We start from the raw sequence: 20439 nt of genomic DNA, 5'->3' as shown, positions 1-20439 counted from the left end.
TCAGTTCGGTAGCCATTCTTACTTCTCCAAAAACAGTTCAGCAGCTGCATCAATAATGGCGGTATCGTCAAGCCGGTACGTGCGGTAAAGGTCAGGCAAGTTGCCTGTCTGGCCAAAGCGGCCCGTGCCAAGGGGGCTGGTTCCCGTGTCTTCACGGTCACTGGTGCGGAAGATCACGTGAAGCAGTTCCCTCAGCCCCTATAACGATCCTGTCAGCAATGGAAAAGAAGCTGCCTTCTGTCACGCCACCTTGATCTGCTCTGCTAAACAAATACCTACGTCCTGAGCGTCTGCCGTTCCTTCATAAAAACATGGCTAGCGAGTATTTAGGTGGTTGACACCGGAGATCACATGACGGGCGCCAATCCGGGGTCTTTAATCAAAAGATGGAGGGATTAGGCCCGCCTGCGTCACTCTCTGAGTAAATGCAGTAAAAACAAAAAGAGATCATATATAAACCATAAAGATGCCATTTGGTCTATATATAATCCATTTTATTGACTTATAGAAAACGACATGCCATAAGAGTACCTACGATAAACAGGTGCAAAATGGCTCAAAAAACATACTCAGCTTATACAAAAGACGCGACGCGCCTGCTGGGCGCTACCATTCGTGCCGAACGCAAACAGCGAAAAATGACAGAGCAAGAGCTTGCTGATCGGACTGGGGTTTCCCGTAGTTTCATCAAGAGGCTGGAAAAAGGCGATATGTCTTGCACGCTAGGGTCCGCCTTTGAGGCCGCTCACGTTCTCGGTATACAGCTTTTTGATATGGGGCCTAGTCGTCTTGCAAGTGAACTACAAAGGACAGAGGAAAAGCTGACCTTACTTCCTAAAGCCATTCGTCAGAAAACAAAGGTGATCGACGATGACTTCTGAAGCACCAACAGAAGCGTATGTCTGGATCTGGCTGCCTGAAGCAACCGAGCCCGTTGTTGCTGGCAAACTGGAGCAAGACGGCGACCGTTTGATCTTCGCATATGGTAAAAGCTATTTGGCGCGTGACAACGCCATCCCCATTTATGAACCTGAGCTCCCCCTCAGGGCGGGCACCCTACCATTACTGACAGGGTTAAAAGCGGCTAACTGCATCCGAGACGCGGCTCCTGACGCGTGGGGCCGCCGTGTGATCATCAACAGGAAAATGGGTCTTAAAGGGCCAAAAGCCGACGCTGCTGATCTGAGCGAATTAACCTATCTCCTCGAATCCGGATCAGACAGGATTGGCGCACTGGATTTTCAGCTGTCGCCGAAAGACTATATCCCGCGAGAGAAGCAGGCAGCTACTCTGGAAAAATTAATAAGCTCGGCCCAGAGGGTGGAAGAAGGGGTGCCTCTAACACCTGAGCTCGATCAGGCCCTGTTTCATGGAACTGCCCTTGGCGGCGCCAGGCCTAAGGCCCTAATTGATAATGACCCTGTCAAATGTATCGCAAAATTCTCCGCCAGCAACGACACCTACAGTGTGGTCAAAGGCGAGTATATTGCCATGCGCCTCGCGGCACTAGCCGGCCTATCAGTCGCACCTGTGAAGCTCGTGGCTGCTGCCGACAAGGACGTGCTTCTCATCGAACGGTTTGACCGCATTCACACAGGAGAGGGCTGGAGGCGCCGTGCCATCATTTCTGCCCTTACCCTTTTTGAGCTTGATGAAATGATGGCACGCTATGCCAGCTATGATCAACTGGCAGAGATCATCCGGCTACGCTTTACCGATCCAAAGCCAACACTCAGAGAAATGTTTGGCAGGCTTGTCTTCAATATTCTGTGTGGCAATACAGATGATCATGCACGAAACCATGCTGCTTTCTGGGACGGAAAGGAACTGTCTCTGACACCTGCCTATGACATTTGCCCGCAAAGTCGCGCAGGCGGAGAGGCTTCCCAGGCTATGAGCATTCTTGAGGGTCAGAACCTGAGCAAGTTGAGCATCTGCATTGAAGCTGCTCCTCGCTTCTTAGTGGAAGACCGAGATGCCCATGAGATCATCCAGCACCAAGTTCAGACCATTCGGGACTATTGGGGGGAAGTTTGTGACGAGGCGAACCTGACAAAAGTAGACCGCGACTATTTCTGGGAACGTCAGTTTCTCAACCCTTATGCCTTTGAGGGTACGGCTCTATCTTAAAACGCCAAGCTTAGAATTCCAAGTTTGGGGTATCTGGAGAAATGCCGTTAGACGCTTCCTGCTAGCGCAACCCTTTATTGTTCTGTCGTATTGTAGGAAAGTACTGTAACATATGCTCAGTCGCGGGACACCTCGTGTTTTCATATTAGCTTTTCTCTGAGGGATTCATAGGGGTTTTTCCACCATGTGCCCCATGGGGTCTTGTAAAGTTATAAAAGGCTTCCCATTCAGCTAATTTTTCTTCCAGGTCGACATCATCCTTGTAGGTCATCAGCTGGTAAAACTCCTGCTGATCAGATCTACGGGATCGCTCGACTTTACCGTTGAGTTGCGGTGTTCGTGCTTTGATATAGACATGTCGTATGCCTAGGTCCTCAACATGCCAGGAATTGCGCCTGAAATTGACGTAAACGTCTGCTTCGCGAACATGCCCTCGATCCGTCCTGATTTGCTGTATTTTGAATGGAAACTTGTTGATGATGTGATTAACAAAGTTGATAGCATTCTTCTGCGTGTGACACGTATAGACCTTCAAGGCTCGAACACGCGTTGCATCATCAATAGCCGTATATTGGTATCGTTTAATCTTGTTGCCATCTTTCCCTTTGAATACCAGAAACTTAACATCCATCTGAATGTGGTGGCCCGGCACCTGTTTTTCGTATCGCTTTGTATGGGCCTTTCTGCGTCCGACATTGTTCGGTAATCGATTGACACCGTGTCGCTTCAATACGCGAGATATGGTTGCATCCGAGACTTTGGGCTTGCTTCGGTTTAGTGGAGAGCGGTTTAAGTTTTAGCCGGTCATACTTTCGAACTGTATGGGGCTTATGTATCCCAAAGTTGAGTGACGGCGTCTGGGATTATAGAAGTCATCGATATAGTGTGCAATCATATTTGTAGCTTCCTTTCGTGTTGCAAAACTTGTGCGCCAGACAAGTTCAGTTTTAATGGTTTTAAAGAATGTCTCCACCACGGCATTATCATAGCAATTTCCCTTGGCTGACATAGAGCCGGTCATACGGTATTTTTTCAGACGCTTGCGATACTCGTATGAGCAATATTGACTGCCCCTGTCGCTGTGATGGATCAGGCCGGGAGGCGGTTGTCTGAGGATGAAAGCCTTGTCCAGAGCTTCAAGGGCCAGCTCCTTTTTTAGCCTGTTGCTTGTGGCCCAGCCAACAACACGACGGGCATAAAGGTCAATGACAACTGCCAGATAGAGCCAACCTTCCATTGTCCAGATATAACTGATATCAACACCCCATTTCCTGTCTGGCGCAGAAGCTGTAAAATCTTGCTCCAGCAAGTTAGGAAACACGGGATTATCATGATGGCTATCTGTTGTGCATTTGAACCGCCTTTTTTGTCTGGCTTGCAGGCCAGTCTCTTTCATCAGACGGGCAACACGCCGACGGCCAACAGAAAACCCACATGCTTGCAACTCTGCTGCCATACGGGGACTGCCATACGTATCGTTTGACTGGCGAAAATAGCTGCGTATATGGACAAGCAACACCATATCATCGCGCTGTCGCTTGCTGACAGACCTCTTCTTCCAGGCATAATAACCACTCATACTGACATTCAGCAACAAACAGGCACGCTCAACAGGCAGACAGGCCCTCTTCGCATCAATAAGGGAAAACCTCACCGACTTTCCCGGGCGAAAAGAGCTGTAGCCTTTTTTAATAAATCGCGTTCTGCCTTCAGAAGTTGAACTTCCCGTCGCAGAAGGGCAAGCTCCTTATCCTTGTCATCTGAAACAGCATCCGGCTGGACTGAATGACGATGCTGGCTAACCCAGCGGCAAAGAGTGGATTTACCTATGCCCAAATCTGAGGCAATATCCTGTCGCTGACGATCACTCGTTAACGCAAGACGAACTGCTTCTTCCTTAAATTCTTTTGTAAACAATACTCGATGTGAAGACATGTAATAACTCCAAAGTCTAGGATCATATCAAATGCTCTCCACTAAACCGAAGCAAGTCCAACACAGCGTTATGCCCACTTGGCAGATGCGCCCATGCATGAAGCTGCAGAGCGTGTATCATTTGCAATCAGCAATGCTCTGAAAGGCATCTAAACTGATAAAACCCGTATTACCTGCTTTAATCCAAGAGAATTATTTATGTTCGATATACTCACCCTACCTGATGCTGACCGCTACGCAATCTGGAGCAAAGGCATTGCCAAAGAATATGCTTATGTAAATTACTGCAATGCAGACATCCAAGCACGTTATACTGCTCTGAAGGATGCCGCGCGTGCCGCCGAGCGGCTCAGAACTAAAGCTATATTTAAATCAGTTAAGGAACAAAGCGCAACGAACAGCCGTGTTGTATTCAGCCCGCCATTGCTCGATTCATCCATAGAAAAAACAGAATTTGAGACGTATGACACCGACTTAAAAGACCAGATGCTTCAGGATATAAAAAACGGTGTGTTTATAGTTCTGGGGTATCAATACCCGCGCGGCATGAGTGATGCCCCAAAACCGGTTCCGCTTGATGTGTGGGATCAATCTGATCCATGGAGCGGTAATAGCTTTCAATTAGGATCAACAAAAATCATTGATGTACACATCACCCTTAAAAGATCAGTAGCTTCTTATTTTGAGGCATTGCCGGAACCTGAGCCTGAAGAGACAATCCAGAATATATCCCAAGTTGCTCTTCGGGTACCTTTTGCCCAGATGAAAGCCGGTAGAAAATCCCGTAAAGAAGAAATTTTAACGGCATATGAGACCCTCAAAGCGCAAGGAGTGCTTACACGGGACACTCCAAAAGCTATTTTAGGCCATGAAGTGAGAGAATTTATTTTAAAAGGTGTTCCCAAGCCAGAGCGCAGGGAAACCGGGCTTTCCGACGAGACAATAAGGCGCATAATACGCGGCACAAAATAACACAAAATCATTTTGTGATTCTGTGACCTATTTTGTGTGCTGAAAGGAGTGATCCTTGTTGGCACAGCGCAATCAAGCGCTGGCATTGCTAACAAGGAGTCACGAAGGTGAACCAGCAACTACAAGCAGACTACCAAACTAAACTCATCAACGAGCATGAAGCGGCTGACTATATAGGCCACAGCGTCCGTGCCTTGCAGAACTGGCGGGTGCGGGGCGGCGGGCCCCTGTTCGTTAAAATCTCAGGCCGGTCAATCCGCTACCGCCGCTGTGACCTGAATGCATGGATTGAGGCTAAACTGGTTCGTAGCACTTCCGATGTATGCGGGAAGGCAGCGAACGATGCATAAGAATATATATTCAGATATACGCCGCGCTACCTGCATGCGCTTAAGCGAGATAGTGCCCAGCATCCTGCCGCAAGGGCGGCGTATGGGGCGTGAATGGGTTGCCCTTAACCCGACACGGTCCGACCGGTCCCTTGGTTCCTTTAGGATAAACTTAACCTCTGGTGCATGGGCTGACTTTGCCACCGGCGATAACGGCGGTGATCTGGTGAGCCTTGCAAGCTACCTGTACGGCATGAGCCAATATGAAGCCGCTTTATATGTAAGCCGAATTGCGGGGGTGGCCAATGACCGGTAATGTACCAGAGAGGCACCCCACCCTTGGGGTGCCATCAAAGATATACCCGTACCGGAATGAGAAGGGTGACATGGTGGCAGCGGTTTACCGGTTCGATACGGTTAATACCGTTAATAGCGTTAATAGCGTTAATAACGGTGTTGAACGGTATACACCGTTAAAAGCAGTCGCGACCGGTACTGGTAATAACGCTCTCGACCGTTATGCACCGTTCAACACCGGTATTCAGGGGGGTATTAGTGCCCATAACCACAATAACGGTAAGAAAGAAATCAGGCCATACTGCCTTATCGCTCATGACTGGGTTAGACCGGTAAAACCGTTATTATATGACCTTGAGACTATTAGTAGCGACCGGTCGCGACCGGTGATACTGGTGGAAGGTGAAAAGTGTGTTGATGCTTTAAGCAAGCTTGGCTTCCTTGCCACCACCAGTATGGGTGGTTCAAATGCTGCCCACTTTACTGACTGGAGCCCTTTAAGGGGTAGAGATATTATTATCTGGCCTGATAACGATGAACCGGGCCAAAAGTATGCGGCAAGTGTGGCTGAACTTTGTTTGCAGGCGGGAGCCGCAAGCCTTGCCATTGTTGATCTGAGCCCTGCCACCATAAAAAGAGCCCTAGGTGAAGGTTATGCTGCCCCCCCTATAGCAGTGATGACCGGTGAAGACCGTTCATCACCGGTATATACCGGTCTAACAAAAGGCTGGGATGCGGCTGATGCTGTGGTAGAAGGGTGGGGAAAAAAGCATATAGAAACGCTTTTATCGTATGCAACCGCTTATGAAAACCGGTCGGGACCGGTGAGCGCCAATGATAACGATCATAACAATTGGCCTGCCCCTGATATGACCATTCTTGACAGGGAAGCACCGCCGCCCGCGTTCCCGCTTGAGATATTCCCGCCAGCCCTTGCTGACTGGGTTATCAAAACCGCCCGGTCAAAATCATCTCCTATTGATTATGTGGCAGCAACTGTTCTAACTGGGTGCGCCTCTTTGATCGGCAGTAGCCGCAGAGTCTCCCCTTGGGTGGGCTGGAAAGAGCCAATTATTTTATGGTCCATGCTGGTTGGCAGCCCTTCAGCAGGAAAAAGCCCGGCCATGGACCCGGTTCTCTCGGTCCTATGCACAATTGAAGGCGATAGTCTTACAGACCACGCCGAGGCGCTTCGCCTTTATGAAACCAACAAGATGGAAGCAGACCTTGTACGCTCCGCATGGGAGCGGAAGGCAAAAGACGCCGTAGATGCAGGCGGAAGTCCACCAATATTACCGGTTGCGGCAAAAGCACCCGATATGCCGGTTAGAAAGCGACTGACAGTGCGGGATGCTACTATTGAGGCCTTGCTGGCAGCTCTTAAGGGCCAGCCAAAGGGCTTGCTCATGGTACGCGACGAGCTCGCGGGCTGGTTTGCAAGTTTTGACCGCTATTCAGGCAGCAAAGGCGGGGACCGGGCTTTATGGTTAGAGGCATATGGCGGCAGGCCTTATACACTTGATAGGGTTAAGAATGGCGGTACGCCCTTCCATATACCAAGCCTTGCGATCGCCGTGATTGGCGGCATTCAGCCAGATAGGCTGCAATCTTGCCTGCTTAAAGGCGATGATGACGGCCTTAGACCTTATCAGGTTTAAGAGTGATCATATCCAGCATTTCTAAAATAGTTACCACATTCTGACGGAGTTATGGTGTTGATGATCTGAGCAAGGGCTTTGTTGACGGCATCTACCGATCTTTCCTGAGCCATACGCATCCAGTGTTTGATTTTAGAGAATGCCAGTTCAATAGGGTTGAGGTCAGGGCTATAAGGTGGCAGGAACAGGAGCCTTGCGCCTGTTGCTCTGATAGCGTCCCGAACAGCGGGGCTTTTGTGTGAGCTGAGGTTATCCATGATAATGATATCTCCGTGTTTGAGGGTTGGACATAACATCTGTTTCACCCATGCTTGGAAACGCTCACCATTAATTGGGCCGTCAAAGACACAGGGGGCCTTAATGCCATCATGCCGAAGGGCTGCAAGAAAGGTCATGGTTTTCCAGTGTCCATGTGGCGCATAGGAACGAAGGCGCTTTCCCTTCTGGCACCAGCCTCGTGTTGGGGCCATATTGGTTTTAATCCATGCCTCGCCCAGAAAGACAAGCCGTTCGGGATCGAGCCGGCCCTGATAAGCTTGCCACCAGAACCGCCTGACCGCAACGTCAAAGCGTTGTTGCTGAAGAGCGAACAGGCTTTTTTTTGAAGCTTTGCCCAAGATGGCGCACAGTACGCCAAACCGTATCATGGCTTACCTGAATATCCTGCTCGGCAAGCGCCTGCTGTAACTTTACTATGGTCAGGTGCGGTGTGGCTTAAAGCTGAGACCGTATCCAGTCATCGTACGCTTCAAGAGCACGCTTGCGGTTACCACCTCGGGGTTTCGGTTCAAAGTGACCCGCTGACTGATACCGGGCACACCAATTGATCGCCGTCGACACCCCAACATCAAATCGAGCCGCTGCTGCACGCCGGCTCATCCCTGATCCAACTGCTGCTACAACTCGCTCCCTTAATTCCTTTGGATAGGCTTTACCTTTGCGCATCAATACTGTCCTGCATCTTCAGCCTATACTGAATCAGAAAAACATCACTGTGGGAATCCCAAATCGATTCACATCAAAACTGGTATGCTCTAGTTCTCAGTTCCTCTATTTTTACCCCCAGCCAGCCCACCGGGAAAGACCGGTCCACAGTGCGGATGACCGGTTTTTAGAGCGGCTTATCTGTAAGTTAGACGCTTTGAGCCCTGATGTAGATGAGAGCGGCAGCTTTATGGCGCGCACCATACCGCTCACACACCAAGCGGCTAAACTTTGGTTCCAGAGGGCCTGACAGGGAACACTGCTCTAGATTGAGGTGATATCACTTTCTTAGCATGATGGCTTCAATTCATAAAATTTGGAGCACAAAAGTATCTACCAGATTAAATGCAGCCTCAATTATTATAAAAGTGGCTATTCCCTTTGTAAGCTCAATTTATTCCTGCACTATAACTATCTTATACTTACTTAATTGCTTATCTACTTTTATTTGACAAGCTAGCCGTGACTGTCCTTGCATATAATAACAGCTATCTTCTAGGAGCATTTCCTCTTCAGCGTCTGGGCTTTTAAACTCCTCCTTTGTATTATAAGGCTGAAGTAAAACATGGCATGTACCACAACTCATTTGCCCCCCACATATAGCAGCAACTGGAACATTAGCGCGTTGCAGAGCCTCCAACAAACTTTCATCCTTTTCACCAAGGACAGTTTTTTCTATATCGGACTCAACAATATTAAGTGAGATGGCATTGGTAATATTACTAATCATAACTACTCTTTGAACCTTTGTGTTAACCACCGTGTTATTACTATGGAACCAATCATGGAGATGGTTTTTAATAAGTGCTAGGCCCTACCAAGTTAATACAATTCTTCTTTCAGGGCATGCTGGTATAATTCTTCCAGTTGGTCTGGTGTATACTCTGCCACTTTCGAAAGATCGCTAATAACTTTCCCGACCATAGGGAAACCTGTTACTTCTTGCCAGCTATCTGGCTTCCATAAGGAGGAGCGTTTAAAAGCTTTTCCGCAGTGGAAATACGCTTCATTAACGATTACTTTTATTGCAGTTTTAGGCTCTTTATTGTGCTCTATTAAGAGCTTCAAAACATCAGGATCCTGCGTAATACTGGCCGCGCCGTTTATACGAAAAAAAAGGTCCATGGTCGGGATCAAGAAGAGCATTCCGCACCGGCCTGTCTGGATGATATTAGTCATAGATTCCAGTTTATTATTTCCGGGCCAATCACCAAGAAGAAGCGTCTTCCGATCAAATACTTTAACAAACCCAGGCTGCCCTCCTCTTGGTGAAACATCCAAGCCGGTTTCCGAATATGAAGAAATAGCAACAAATGGACACCGACCAACGTAGTCAACCATGTAGTTATGAAGAAAATCCAGTTTCGTTTTGACAACTATAGGATTGGGTTGATCATAAATATCACGTAATTTTTCAAGAGTATCAACCTTATACGGGTCAGTATCTTTCATTATAAGAACCTCGGAATATTGGAGTGGATTGCATTTACCGGAAAGGTAAAATACCTTTCCGGAATGGAGGATTATATTAGAACTGATACCTCAGTTCTAAGCCATAAACCGCACCGACTGGGGGATAATAAACATCTGCACCTGTTGGTAAGCCTGTATTGCTAAAAGGCTGAAAATCACTAGTGATTTTCTCATTCAATGCATTTTGCACGTAGCCCGTGATAGACCATTGTTCATCTAAATCGCGCAGACCTAGCCGAAAATTTAAAACATTTTCAGCCGGACGTTTATAATCATTTTCAGGATCCCAGTAATATCCCCCTATGTAACGGTAATCAGGTCGAAAGAAAATGTATGTATTATCTGTCACTGGTATATCAATATCCAATCCAAAGTTGAATGTAACTTTAGCCGTGCGAGGTGGTCGATTACCAATATAATCCGATGCTATACCTGTAAAACCTGTGGGCGGCGTGAAAGCAGTAACTTTCGGGTCTGTATAACCAATGGATGCATTTAAACGAACGTTTTCAGTAACTTGTACTGCTGATTCTGCTTCGAACCCTCGAATGCGAGTTTTATCAATATTCACCCCCACATTCGTGGCTCCAATAGAGTCAAAGAGTTTGAATTGCCCATCGGCTAAATCAGTTTGAAAGACTGCCATATTCAGCATTACTTTACCATTGAATAGTATCGATTTTGCGCCCACTTCATAGTTAGTAGCAGATTCTGCTTTTATCAAAGGGTTTCCATAACTGGCCCCACTTGAGTTAAAATCACCACTACGATACCCTTTCCCAATGGAAGCATAGAGTGTTAAATCGCCAGAAGACGGTTTGTAAGTAATAGTGCCTTTTGGTTGCCATTTAGAAAAACTGGCTTGTTTTTCGCCTTCAGCAAGAGAAACTTGACGAACGCTATCATCATCATAGCGCAACTCAAAGGAAACACTTAGCTCTGGGAGGAACTCATAGTTGACTTGGCCAAATCCGGACCATGTTTCATAGTAATATTCATCACTTGCTGACCCTAATACAAAGTCAGCCTGCGTTGGTTCTGGTGCCAAACCTAGATAAAACAGGTCAATATATATTTCAGTGGCACGCATTTCTGTGGAGCGAACATGATACCCCCCCACAAGCCAATCCAATTTATCATCTCCATTTGATGCAAAACGCAATTCTTGAGAGAAGCCATCAACATCTTGTGTCTGCCTTGCCGCAAGAAAGTCCGCTGTTGTATAATCTAGGTCTTCGTCAATATCCTCTGCTATATCAACATATGCGAGAGTAAGTGTTGTTGTTGCAAAACTAGTATCAAGACTGAATTTTCCTGATAGATCATGAAGCTTTCGTGGGTTATAGCCTATTCTGTTACTCACCAAGGGGTCGGAACTAATTGCTGGATCTCCAGAAGCACTACTAATAAAGCTTGGGTCCCGTCCATCCGTGTCCGAGTAAGTATATTTTAAATCAAGTTCCAGATCATCTGAAGGCGTAACAACAAAACGCAGTCGCGCCGTTAGGTCTTCAACTTTATCAGAATACGTCCCCGTTGTTATATTACGCACTTGACCTCGTCGATCAGTGTAAGACACCCCCCCAAGGGCATATAACAAGCCTGGAACAATCGCACCACTAATTGATGCTTTACCTTTCCATTCATCACCCCGAGCATAGCCAGCTAGAAAATGAGCATTAAATTCATCACTTGGCTTCAGAGTGGCAAGATTAATTGCTCCTGCAATTGCATTGCGGCCATAGATGGCCCCTTGCGGACCTTTCAATACTTCTATTTGCTGGAGATCAAACTCATCAACATTGAACTGCAGCGGAGAAATCGTTAAAACCCCATCCACTACAATTGCTGCAGGAGGGGCTGCATACTGTGATTGCGTTTGCCCCCGAATAGTAAGGTAGTTAGTTCCAGCATTCAACGAATTACTAAAGGTAACGTTTGGAACCAAATTAGCAAAATCGCTAACGCCTTCGAGGCCAGCACGAGCAATATCGCGTTCTGTCAAGGCCGTAACAGCAATTGGTACATCCTGTAAACTTTCACTGCGTCGCCGTGCGGTGACAATAATTTCATCAAAGACACCTACGGACTCTGCATCTTCATTTCCTTCTGCTGTAGCTGGATTATAAGGCACAGTTAGTCCTAGCAACGATACTGACAAGCATAACCTTGATAGGTGATTTCCCCACGACATTATTCACGTCCTCCCTAATGTTTAAATATTTCATGTTTTTAAGTTTTTAGACACCTAAAGATGATAAACAGTATTTAGAAGGGGCGTTAAATTATACCCGATAATTGGTATAGGCATAAAGTGCAGGCAAAAAGCATTTCACCCAATTAACCTATCCGAAAGAATGGGTGGATATCTTAGACTGTAAAATAGACTATAATTTAAACGTTCAAAGTGTTTGCCATATCTCATAGTTAGTCATGATCGATAAAGCACAAGATATATCTGAAGAGAAGAATAGGAGTACGTGCAGAGTGTCCAGCGAAGATTACTCCGTGCAAAAAACAAACCTACCATATCGATATGCTTCACCTCACCCTCAAAGTGACTATATCGTTACACGACATAATTTATTAAGGCATCTAACAGAAGCAAGCCTCATTAAAAAGGTATCAATCGTTCGAGGACCTGCAGGGTCTGGGAAAACTACACTATTATCCCAGTGGAGAGTGATTTGTAGGGAAATGGACTGTCCTGTGATTTGGCTAACCATTGATCAAGCAGATATAAATCTCACATACTTTGTTTATGGGCTATCAGACGCTTTGGAGTATGCCGGTCATAATGATGCAGCTTACGGAGTTCGTAAATTATTAAATCAAAATGATAGACCTATTGGTTTGGCTAGGGCACTGGCAAATTTATTCAACAGCCTGGGGGAACGTTTTGTTCTTATTCTAGACCAATATGAGCATATGGATAGTCAAGAAATTGGCGAAATGCTCAATAGTTTGCTCATGCATGCTATACATATTCGTATCGTTTTGGGCAGTCGCGTTCGCCCTACAATGCCTCTTGGAAACATTATGGCTAGAGACCAACTATTTGAAATTGGCCCATCAGACCTTAATCTAAGTCATGAAGAAATACATGAGATTTTTGAAGATAATGTTCCCGAATTATATACTAGGAGACTACATTATGAAACCAGTGGCGAGGCTGTCGCCGTCGGTTTTGCACGCCGTTTTGCTGATATTCATTCGCGATCTATGGTATCCACTGAAAACTGGCATGAACATTTACACGAATACTACCGCATTGAAGTTTTAAATACGTTACCCGAAGAGCTAAAAAAAGCAATTGCTCAACTCGTTATCGTTGAGAGGTTTGATAAATCACTTGCAAGCGCACTGATAGGCAGTAATGCCGCTCCCTTGATTGAAAGATTATACCATATAGACGGCTTATTGCTTCGACATAGAGGAACACAAGACTTTTATTTTTCAGAGATGCTGCGTCGTTTTTTAGAGCAGCGCTTAGTCTGGCTAGAAAATACGGAATATGTTGATTTGCATCGCAGAGCTGTGTCATGGTTTATCAATAAAGGACGCACAGCGGAAGCTTTGCGACACGCTGTAGCTGCGCAAGACAGAGAAAAAGCCCTAGCAATATTAGACAGTGTTGGATATGCAAACCTCCTAGCTCAACAAGGGATTACAGCTGCACACCGGTTATTGGATGAAATTGATGTTACACCAGATGAAGCGTCAGCTAAAACCCTATTGTCTTTAGCAATTATACATGCTCACGAAGGTGATACTGAACTAGCCCTAGCAAGATTAGAGGGCGCACGTGGTTGCATTGATGATCAAAAAGGTGAAGTTGACCTTTCTCTGCCTGACCAATTTGTATTAGCTGAGGCACTTATTGCCGGAATTTCTGATAAAACACTTCATAAAGATACGGCACCAGCCCTAAGGCGTTACTTAGAGAATGTCGATACTTTAGCTGAATATGAAAATAGAGCTCAGGCCTACACTTTTTTATCATATGATAGCTTTTGTCATGGGGACGTAAAGGCGGCTAAAGAACTCGCAGATAAAGCTGCTGATGAATACGCTGAAACAGAAGCCGTATATGGTAGTATTTTTATGCATATTCATAGAGCACTAGCATGCTTTTGGCTCAACGACTTAAAATCCGCACTTGAAGACGCAGTGATTGCAGAGCGTATGACAAAGGTTTTTTTCCCTGATGACCAGCGTTTATGCGCTCTAGTAAGTATACTGCGTACTGGATTGTTTTTTGAGACAGGGAGATGTGATCCACTTACTGACCTTATGTCTCTAATCGGGACGCTGGGCGCTTTAGAAAGCTGGACTGAAGTTCAAATATGGGCTCACCTTCAGAGTGCTCGAGCTGCAATGCTATATGGGCGAATGAATGAAGCAAGAGGCATTTTATCTTTTGGCTTGGAAGTTGCTGAACGGATGGATGCACCACGGTTAGAATGGAATATGAGGTTAGCACATATCGATGCTTCACTTAATTTGGGAGAAATTGACCGCGCGTCACAAGAGGCTGAAGCCTTATCCATAACTAATGGTGAATTTTTGCAATCTTTTTCGGAGTATCATACATGGCAAGAACGTATTGGTGGGATGTTGGTCGCTATCCGTCTTGCCATAAAAAAGAATATGGTAGAACTCGCTAATAACTTAATTAATCAAACACAAGAACTAGTAGACCAAACAACAGTCACGCGTTTTGTGGTAGAACTAAAAGTAGCAAAATCAAAATTATACCAATTATTAGATCAGCCAGATCAACATGAAAAATATTATGACGAAGCAAAGAGCATGTGCCCATCCGTGTTACCGGCATGGTTGTTTCAAGGCGGTCAGGTAGCGAAATGGCAAGCATCTATAAAGTTATTTAAGACTAAAAACAACGCTAGCGGCTTAGCTAACGCAAATACAGAAGATATGGAGTATCCAGATGATCCTCTGACACCAAGAGAACGCCAAATACTTCTTTATATTGGCGAAGGTCATCAAAATAAAAACGCCGCGTACCACCTAGGTTTAAGTGAAGCTACAGTTAAGTTTCACCTGCGGAACATATATCGTAAGCTACAAGCTAACAATCGAACACAAGCCTTAGCACGTTACCGGAAAATAACAGTTAGTTAAAGAAGTTAATACATGATTTGATAATGGCGGGCCTTAAACTCCCACCATTATATTAGCACAGTCTATGAATGGCGATTTAAGTGGTCAACAATCGCTTTACCTAGGGGTTCTGCTGATGCAGGGTTTTGACCGGTAAAAAACGGTGGATCAACAACCACATGTTCGACTAAAGGTTCTGCTGATGAATATATCGCACGGAGTTTGCGCAACATCTCTTCAGGTAAAACAGGTACAATGCGATCAAGCCCAAACATTACATCTTCTGCAATACTAACAGATGTGACCTGCTTATTTTTAACAATTGGCTCACCGCTTTTGTCAACGGCCTGAACCAGCCCTACTACGCCGTGACAAACTCCGCCGATTATTTTACTATCACTATAGTATGCCTCAACAATCTTCTTGATAGCTGCATTATTTGGAAAATCCCATGTAGTAGCAGCCCCGCCTACTAAGTAAATACCAATAAAATCACTGGGATTAATTTCATCAAGTAATATTGTGTTGGATAATTTTTCAGAAGCTTCATCATCATCAAGAAAACGTCGACCTGCATCACTAAGCCATTGGTCCTGTATACTAATCGGATCCAGTGGAGCTTTTCCGCCCTTAGGGGACGCAAGTATGACTTGATAGCCCGCATCTTCAAGTTGCCAATATGGGCTTGCCAACTCTTCAAGCCAGCTACCCGCTTTATCTCCACTATTACCGAGGTCGGCATGTGACGAAACAACGAACAATATTTTTTTCGTCATAAAACACTCCTATAATCTTATTAATTGAAGTGTCTATTTTTACTTTTTTTATCCAGTATGCCTACTCGTCCGATTGGATAGAAAGCCTAGCTTTTAGGATAGGACTATAGCGAACCTGTTAAGCTAATGCTGCATATCACTGTCCTAATTAGTGGGTAGTATTCCTGCCTGATTACTTCGATAAGTTTCAAATCATTTGAGACGTAGCTACATGAGCAGGAGGGCCCTATGTCGGTCGAAACACAACATCAATTTTCCAACAGAACTTCAGGACCTGAAATAATTAAAAGGGCCTTAGGAAAGCCTGTCCCATTTGAAGGAGAAAACGGTACATTTACGCAAAGCTGGTTTCCTATATGTTTATCAAGCGCCGCAACACCAGACTTTGTTCGTGGGTTTGACTTTTTAGATGGCAGAGTAATTGTATTTCGTGACAAGGATGGGCAAGCGCATGTCATGAGCGCATATTGCCCACATTTGGGGGCAGATCTATCAATAGGTGATATGGTTGACGGAAACGTGCGCTGTGTATTTCATCATTGGAAATATGGTGCTGATGGACGTTGCAGTGGAATGCCCAGTAAAGATCCTATTCCTACTAATGCAAGATTATTTAAGTTTCCTGTATGTGAAAAATACGGGACAATATGGGCATATAATGGTCTTGAACCTCATTATGAATTGCCCGACTTCCCCTACCCTGATGAAGACCTTGTTTTTAAAACCAGAATATTTGGGAATGAAATCCCAACTGATCCTTGGATTTTATGTGCGAATACACCCGATATGCAACATATTAGGTACTTACACGGTATTAATATCAATGGTGATAACCCCCATGATATTGTTGAATGGACTGACCACTCAATGTTTTATGAATTTGAGGGAACACATGTCACCGGTGATCCTGTCAAACACCGTTTGGGTATTGTTGGTACCAGTATGTATTATCAGAGTACAGAGTTTGCTGGTAAATGGTTTGGTTTTGTTTCTCCTTTCACACTAAATCGTCCAGGTCGTTCAACAGCTTTCATTACTGTGTGCGCACGCAAAGATATGGGAACACCTGAGGAAGTCGATCAGTATCTGGAAGAAATTGTTGAATTAGAAAAGCGTGTTGTAATCGACGATCTGATGAATATGCAAACAATACATCTTAAGCCAGGAACTTTGACAAGAAGTGACCTCACTTTATCTCGCTTTTTCGATTATTTGCGAGCGTTCCCTCGGGCACACCCTTCTGCAGACTTTATTCGTTAATTAAACACCTGCCCTTCAGCATATGTGATTTGAAGGGCAGCCCCCATCTTTCTATGGTATAAAGGGATTACTAAACATGGCAAATGTAGAGAAAAATTTGTCTATCGCAAAAGCTTTTTGGGATAGCATCCGCACTCGCAACATTGACGCTTACTCAAGGCTATTTACAAAAGAAGCGATTGCTCATGACCCTGCAAATAAGCCGTCTCTGGAGACAGATAAACAGCGCCGCGTTTATATCAGCGCATTACTAAGTAATTTTGAAAAGCTGACTATCGATATAAACTTTATGACACCTTGTGGCGATTATACTGCCAGTAAATGGACTGCTAACGGCATCACAGGAGAAGGCCAACAAGTTGTCATTGAAGGTATTGATATCATTAAGCACGCAGACAATGGTCTAATAGAAGAAATGTGGGGGTATTTTGATAATTAACTGTAAAGAAACAGCCTCTCTGGCATGAGCTCAGAACCTCCCATGCTCTTACGTCATCATATAAGAAAGTTCTACAGAGAGAAGATCAAACCCCTTATCAGCCATTAACTTTTTCAAACGTCCTGTCCAATCTCTCAATACAAGTCCACCCCTTACTCTCGAATATGAAAATGGTAGAACCTTAACGATCTATTTGAAGCAAGGCATGGGTTCAGCAACTCTTCATCAATTGAAATGGAACAGAAATACACCGGTGCTCGGTGTAACTAACGCCTTGAATCAAAAAATGTAGTTTATCCACAGCCTAGTAGATTATTTGAAACGGGTTAGTACGACAACTATATCGTTGTCTTGCTCATACATCTTTTTAAATTTCTTCTGTACTAGTGTAATCGTAGAAGGCCCAGTTGAAGGGACTAGACTATACATTTCGCTTGTAGGAAATGAAATTTTAGTTCGCTTAATGATGGGATAACATGGATATTGTTAGATAACCTTACAAATCATCAATCTTATTCCTTCCGTGGAAAATACCGTAAGGTTTAACGGTGAAGCGAAGCGCCTAAGTGATTAAAAGTGTCGGTAAGAAATTGTGGCCGCAGTAAGAAGTGAACTCGCGGCCTGATGATTACAAAGCCCCTCCCGATGCTTCTCCTGCACACTCGGGGATAAACTCGTAATCTTGCTCGCGTCTCTCTCTTGTCGCACTTGTCACGCGTCACATAGCTGAACATATCGGCAACTGGCTACCCCTGCCTTCTAATCGATTCTGATCACGTCAGAGCACCTCTATTGTGTTTACTTTCTCTTTGATTACGCCTTATTTGCGTTTTTGGTGCTCCTTTTGTGCTCCTTTTTGGGTTTAAGCACGTTGCGTTTCAGAACGAGAAAGCCCACTAACTCATTGAGTTAGTGGGCTTTTTAATGGTTGCGGGAGTAGGATTTGAACCTACGACCTTCAGGTTATGAGCCTGACGAGCTACCGGGCTGCTCCATCCCGCGTCAAGAAAGTGATCCGGTATTTAAGCCGGTAGCGATTTTCTGATGCCTTACGGCGACACAGTATCTTCAGAAGCGATGCTTTTGAAGAGGCGGGCTGCTCGGTCCCGCGCGTATGATCAGGCATAAAGCCTTAAATTAAAAAACCGGCAATGAGCCGGTTTCATAAACTGTTTGGAACTGTGATGATGTTTTTGAACACTCTTTTGTAGATCTGGCGATGACCTACTCTTCCGCGCCTTAAGACGAAGTACCATCGGCGCAAAGGCTTTTCACTTCCGGGTTCGAGATGGGACCGGGTGGGACAACCTTGCTATAACCACCAGATCAACAAAAGAGTGTTCTTTGCGTTTTGTTTTGCAGCTTTTCAGCTGCTGCATGCTGTTTAACCTTTATATTCAAAGATATTTTATCTCTGTCTATGGAGAGGCTCTACAAGCCTATCGAGCAATTAGTATCAGTTAGCTCCACACATTACTGCGCTTCCACACCTGACCTATCAACGTGGTGGTCTTCCACGGCTCTCAGAGAGACCTAATCTTGAGGGGGGCTTCCCGCTTAGATGCTTTCAGCGGTTATCCCTTCCGGACATAGCTACCCTGCAATGCGGCTGGCGCCACAACAGGTCCACCAGAGGTCCGTCCACCCCGGTCCTCTCGTACTAGGGGCAGCTCCTCTCAAGTCTCTTGCGCCCACGGCAGATAGGGACCGAACTGTCTCACGACGTTCTAAACCCAGCTCACGTACCTCTTTAATTGGCGAACAGCCAAACCCTTGGGACCTGCTCCAGCCCCAGGATGAGATGAGCCGACATCGAGGTGCCAAACACTGCCGTCGATATGAGCTCTTGGGCAGTATCAGCCTGTTATCCCCGGCGTACCTTTTATCCGTTGAGCGATGGCCCTTCCACTCAGAACCACCGGATCACTATGACCTACTTTCGTATCTGTTCGACTTGTCAGTCTCACAGTCAGGCAGGCTTATGCCATTGCACTCAACAACCGATTTCCAACCGGTCTGAGCCTACCTTCGCGCGCCTCCGTTACCATTTGGGAGGCGACCGCCCCAGTCAAACTACCCGCCACAGTGGGTCCGAGATCCAGTTTCATGGATCGTCGTTAGGCATCAGGAACAACAAGGGTGGTATTTCAAGGGTCGGCTCCACAAGGACTGGCGTCCCTGCTTCAAAGCCTCCCACCTATGCTACACATGTTGTCCCTAATACCACACTGAAGCTGTAGTAAAGGTGCACGGGGTCTTTCCGTCTAACCGCGGGTACTCCGCATCTTCACGGAGAATTCAATTTCGCTGAGTCTGTGCTGGAGACAGTGGGGAAGTCGTTACGCCATTCGTGCAGGTCGGAACTTACCCGACAAGGAATTTCGCTACCTTAGGACCGTTATAGTTACGGCCGCCGTTTACCGGGGCTTCAATTCGCAGCTCTCACCGCTCCTCTTAACCTTCCGGCACCGGGCAGGCGTCAGACCCTATACGTCGTGTTCACCACTTCGCAGAGCCCTGTGTTTTTAGTAAACAGTCGCCACCCCCTCTTTTGTGCCCCCACCAATGAGTTGCCTCAATGGTGGGCCTCCTTATCCCGAAGTTACGGAGGCAATTTGCCGAGTTCCTTCAGCACAGTTCTCTCAAGCGCCTTGGTATGCTCTACCATCCCACCTGTGTCGGTTTAGGGTACGGTCTATATGGTGGTGCTATTTCCTGGGACACCTTCGCGGCCCTTCCAATCCAATAAGGAAGAACAACTTACAGTATCCGTCACATTCCACCAGGTACAGGAATATTAACCTGTTTCCCATCGACTACGCTTTTCAGCCTCGCCTTAGGGGCCGACTCACCCTGCGCGGATTAGCCTTGCACAGGAACCCTTGGGATTTCGGCGAGAGTGTCTCTCACACTCTTTATCGCTACTCATGTCAGCATTCTCACTTCTGATATCTCCAGCATGGCTCACGCCACACCTTCACAGACTTACAGAACGCTCCGCTACCACTTGATCATAAGATCAAATCCACAGCTTCGGTACTTGTCTTTAGCCCCGGTACATC

Annotated in this window: 16 protein-coding genes, 1 tRNA gene, 2 rRNA genes and 2 pseudogenes (1 of these 21 cut by a window edge); 9 read left to right on the top strand and 12 right to left on the bottom strand. The window is 45.9% G+C overall.

All coding sequences use genetic code 11. From position 1 onward, the window contains the following. Positions 1-18 precede the first annotated feature (18 nt). Positions 19-177 (bottom strand): hypothetical protein, encoded by a 159-nt coding sequence (locus ICL80_RS05100; protein ID WP_194215021.1) that lies wholly within the window; start codon positions 175-177, stop codon positions 19-21. Between the two features lie 374 nt (positions 178-551). Between ICL80_RS05100 and ICL80_RS05095 the strand changes: the two genes are divergently transcribed. Beyond that, the gene (locus ICL80_RS05095; protein ID WP_194215020.1) at positions 552-881 is read left to right on the top strand and encodes a helix-turn-helix domain-containing protein; all 330 of its coding nucleotides are present in this window, start codon (positions 552-554) and stop codon (positions 879-881) included. Continuing rightward, positions 871-2130 (top strand): type II toxin-antitoxin system HipA family toxin, encoded by a 1260-nt coding sequence (locus tag ICL80_RS05090; RefSeq protein WP_194215019.1) that lies wholly within the window; start codon positions 871-873, stop codon positions 2128-2130. The genes ICL80_RS05095 and ICL80_RS05090 overlap by 11 nt, the downstream gene beginning before the upstream one ends. A 140-nt stretch (positions 2131-2270) precedes the next feature. On the opposite strand, the pseudogene ICL80_RS05085 reads toward ICL80_RS05090, so the two are convergent. Next, positions 2271-2890, bottom strand: a pseudogene (locus tag ICL80_RS05085) (integrase core domain-containing protein); the annotation flags it as partial. A gap of 36 nt (positions 2891-2926) precedes the next feature. After that, positions 2927-4065, bottom strand: a protein-coding gene (locus ICL80_RS05080) for an IS3 family transposase (protein WP_392389803.1) whose coding sequence is annotated in 2 segments (ribosomal slippage) — positions 2927-3795 and positions 3795-4065 — 1140 coding nt in all. Because the reading frame shifts where the segments join, the coding sequence is not laid out codon by codon here. Positions 4066-4263: 198 nt separating this feature from the next. Between ICL80_RS05080 and ICL80_RS05075 the strand changes: the two genes are divergently transcribed. The 4 genes from ICL80_RS05075 (at position 4264) to ICL80_RS05060 (ending at position 7321) form a co-directional block, all read left to right on the top strand. After that, entirely contained in the window at positions 4264-5037 is a 774-nt protein-coding gene (locus tag ICL80_RS05075; RefSeq protein ID WP_194215018.1) for a hypothetical protein, read from the top strand. A gap of 107 nt (positions 5038-5144) precedes the next feature. Then, positions 5145-5387, top strand: coding sequence for a helix-turn-helix transcriptional regulator (locus ICL80_RS05070; protein WP_194215017.1), 243 nt, complete (start codon positions 5145-5147; stop codon positions 5385-5387). After that, a complete protein-coding gene (locus tag ICL80_RS05065) occupies positions 5380-5682 on the top strand; it encodes a hypothetical protein (RefSeq protein WP_194215016.1) in 303 nt (100 codons plus the stop codon). Before ICL80_RS05070 ends, ICL80_RS05065 begins: the two co-directional genes overlap by 8 nt. Further along, positions 5672-7321, top strand: coding sequence for a DUF3987 domain-containing protein (locus ICL80_RS05060; protein WP_194215015.1), 1650 nt, complete (start codon positions 5672-5674; stop codon positions 7319-7321). The genes ICL80_RS05065 and ICL80_RS05060 overlap by 11 nt, the downstream gene beginning before the upstream one ends. Here the strand turns inward: ICL80_RS05060 and ICL80_RS05055 are convergent. From ICL80_RS05055 to ICL80_RS05040, 4 genes and pseudogenes are all read right to left on the bottom strand, one after another. Continuing rightward, a pseudogene (locus ICL80_RS05055) lies at positions 7318-8266 on the bottom strand (IS630 family transposase). The gene ICL80_RS05060 and the pseudogene ICL80_RS05055 overlap by 4 nt on opposite strands. 433 nt (positions 8267-8699) lie before the next feature. Next, positions 8700-9035: a 2Fe-2S iron-sulfur cluster-binding protein gene (locus ICL80_RS05050; protein WP_194215014.1), complete on the bottom strand. Its 336-nt coding sequence runs from the start codon at positions 9033-9035 to the stop codon at positions 8700-8702. 92 nt (positions 9036-9127) lie between these two features. Continuing rightward, entirely contained in the window at positions 9128-9757 is a 630-nt protein-coding gene (locus tag ICL80_RS05045; RefSeq protein WP_194215013.1) for an MSMEG_1061 family FMN-dependent PPOX-type flavoprotein, read from the bottom strand. 76 nt (positions 9758-9833) lie between these two features. Continuing rightward, complete coding sequence (locus tag ICL80_RS05040; RefSeq protein WP_194215012.1) at positions 9834-11912, bottom strand: TonB-dependent receptor; 2079 nt, start codon at positions 11910-11912, stop codon at positions 9834-9836. Between the two features lie 353 nt (positions 11913-12265). Between ICL80_RS05040 and ICL80_RS05035 the strand changes: the two genes are divergently transcribed. Beyond that, on the top strand, positions 12266-14923 hold the full coding sequence (locus ICL80_RS05035) for a helix-turn-helix transcriptional regulator (RefSeq protein WP_194215011.1): 2658 nt from the start codon (positions 12266-12268) through the stop codon (positions 14921-14923). A gap of 62 nt (positions 14924-14985) precedes the next feature. Here the strand turns inward: ICL80_RS05035 and ICL80_RS05030 are convergent, their stop codons facing one another. Continuing rightward, on the bottom strand, positions 14986-15678 hold the full coding sequence (locus tag ICL80_RS05030) for a type 1 glutamine amidotransferase domain-containing protein (RefSeq protein WP_194215010.1): 693 nt from the start codon (positions 15676-15678) through the stop codon (positions 14986-14988). A gap of 228 nt (positions 15679-15906) precedes the next feature. Between ICL80_RS05030 and ICL80_RS05025 the strand changes: the two genes are divergently transcribed. Beyond that, positions 15907-16938 (top strand): Rieske (2Fe-2S) protein, encoded by a 1032-nt coding sequence (locus ICL80_RS05025; RefSeq protein WP_194215009.1) that lies wholly within the window; start codon positions 15907-15909, stop codon positions 16936-16938. A gap of 76 nt (positions 16939-17014) precedes the next feature. After that, entirely contained in the window at positions 17015-17377 is a 363-nt protein-coding gene (locus ICL80_RS05020; protein ID WP_194215008.1) for a nuclear transport factor 2 family protein, read from the top strand. Between the two features lie 925 nt (positions 17378-18302). Here ICL80_RS05020 and ICL80_RS05015 read toward each other — a convergent pair. From ICL80_RS05015 to ICL80_RS05000, 4 genes are all read right to left on the bottom strand, one after another. After that, positions 18303-18379, bottom strand: a tRNA-Met gene (locus tag ICL80_RS05015). Further along, a complete protein-coding gene (locus tag ICL80_RS05010) occupies positions 18357-18503 on the bottom strand; it encodes a hypothetical protein (RefSeq protein WP_194212963.1) in 147 nt (48 codons plus the stop codon). The genes ICL80_RS05015 and ICL80_RS05010 overlap by 23 nt, the downstream gene beginning before the upstream one ends. 85 nt (positions 18504-18588) lie before the next feature. Next, positions 18589-18703, bottom strand: a 5S ribosomal RNA gene (rrf, locus tag ICL80_RS05005). 102 nt (positions 18704-18805) lie between these two features. Continuing rightward, positions 18806-20439: ribosomal RNA gene (locus ICL80_RS05000) — 23S ribosomal RNA — on the bottom strand; it runs 1114 nt beyond the window's last position.

The organism is Kordiimonas pumila (genome assembly GCF_015240255.1).
Lineage (GTDB): Bacteria > Pseudomonadota > Alphaproteobacteria > Sphingomonadales > Kordiimonadaceae > Kordiimonas > Kordiimonas pumila.
Note: the sequence above shows the minus strand (reverse complement) of the source record. Positions and strands in the feature narration are given on the sequence as shown.

Excerpts from the sequence above, each read along its gene's own strand:
- ICL80_RS05095 (WP_194215020.1), top strand. The coding sequence starts at position 552 with ATGGCTCAAAAAACATACTCAGCTTATACAAAAGACGCGACGCGCCTG.
- ICL80_RS05090 (WP_194215019.1), top strand. The coding sequence starts at position 871 with ATGACTTCTGAAGCACCAACAGAAGCGTATGTCTGGATCTGGCTGCCT.
- ICL80_RS05075 (WP_194215018.1), top strand. The coding sequence starts at position 4,264 with ATGTTCGATATACTCACCCTACCTGATGCTGACCGCTACGCAATCTGG.
- ICL80_RS05065 (WP_194215016.1), top strand. The coding sequence starts at position 5,380 with ATGCATAAGAATATATATTCAGATATACGCCGCGCTACCTGCATGCGC.
- ICL80_RS05060 (WP_194215015.1), top strand. The coding sequence starts at position 5,672 with ATGACCGGTAATGTACCAGAGAGGCACCCCACCCTTGGGGTGCCATCA.
- ICL80_RS05050 (WP_194215014.1), bottom strand. The coding sequence starts at position 9,035 with ATGATTAGTAATATTACCAATGCCATCTCACTTAATATTGTTGAGTCC.
- ICL80_RS05045 (WP_194215013.1), bottom strand. The coding sequence starts at position 9,757 with ATGAAAGATACTGACCCGTATAAGGTTGATACTCTTGAAAAATTACGT.
- ICL80_RS05030 (WP_194215010.1), bottom strand. The coding sequence starts at position 15,678 with ATGACGAAAAAAATATTGTTCGTTGTTTCGTCACATGCCGACCTCGGT.
- ICL80_RS05025 (WP_194215009.1), top strand. The coding sequence starts at position 15,907 with ATGTCGGTCGAAACACAACATCAATTTTCCAACAGAACTTCAGGACCT.
- ICL80_RS05020 (WP_194215008.1), top strand. The coding sequence starts at position 17,015 with ATGGCAAATGTAGAGAAAAATTTGTCTATCGCAAAAGCTTTTTGGGAT.
- ICL80_RS05010 (WP_194212963.1), bottom strand. The coding sequence starts at position 18,503 with ATGCCTGATCATACGCGCGGGACCGAGCAGCCCGCCTCTTCAAAAGCA.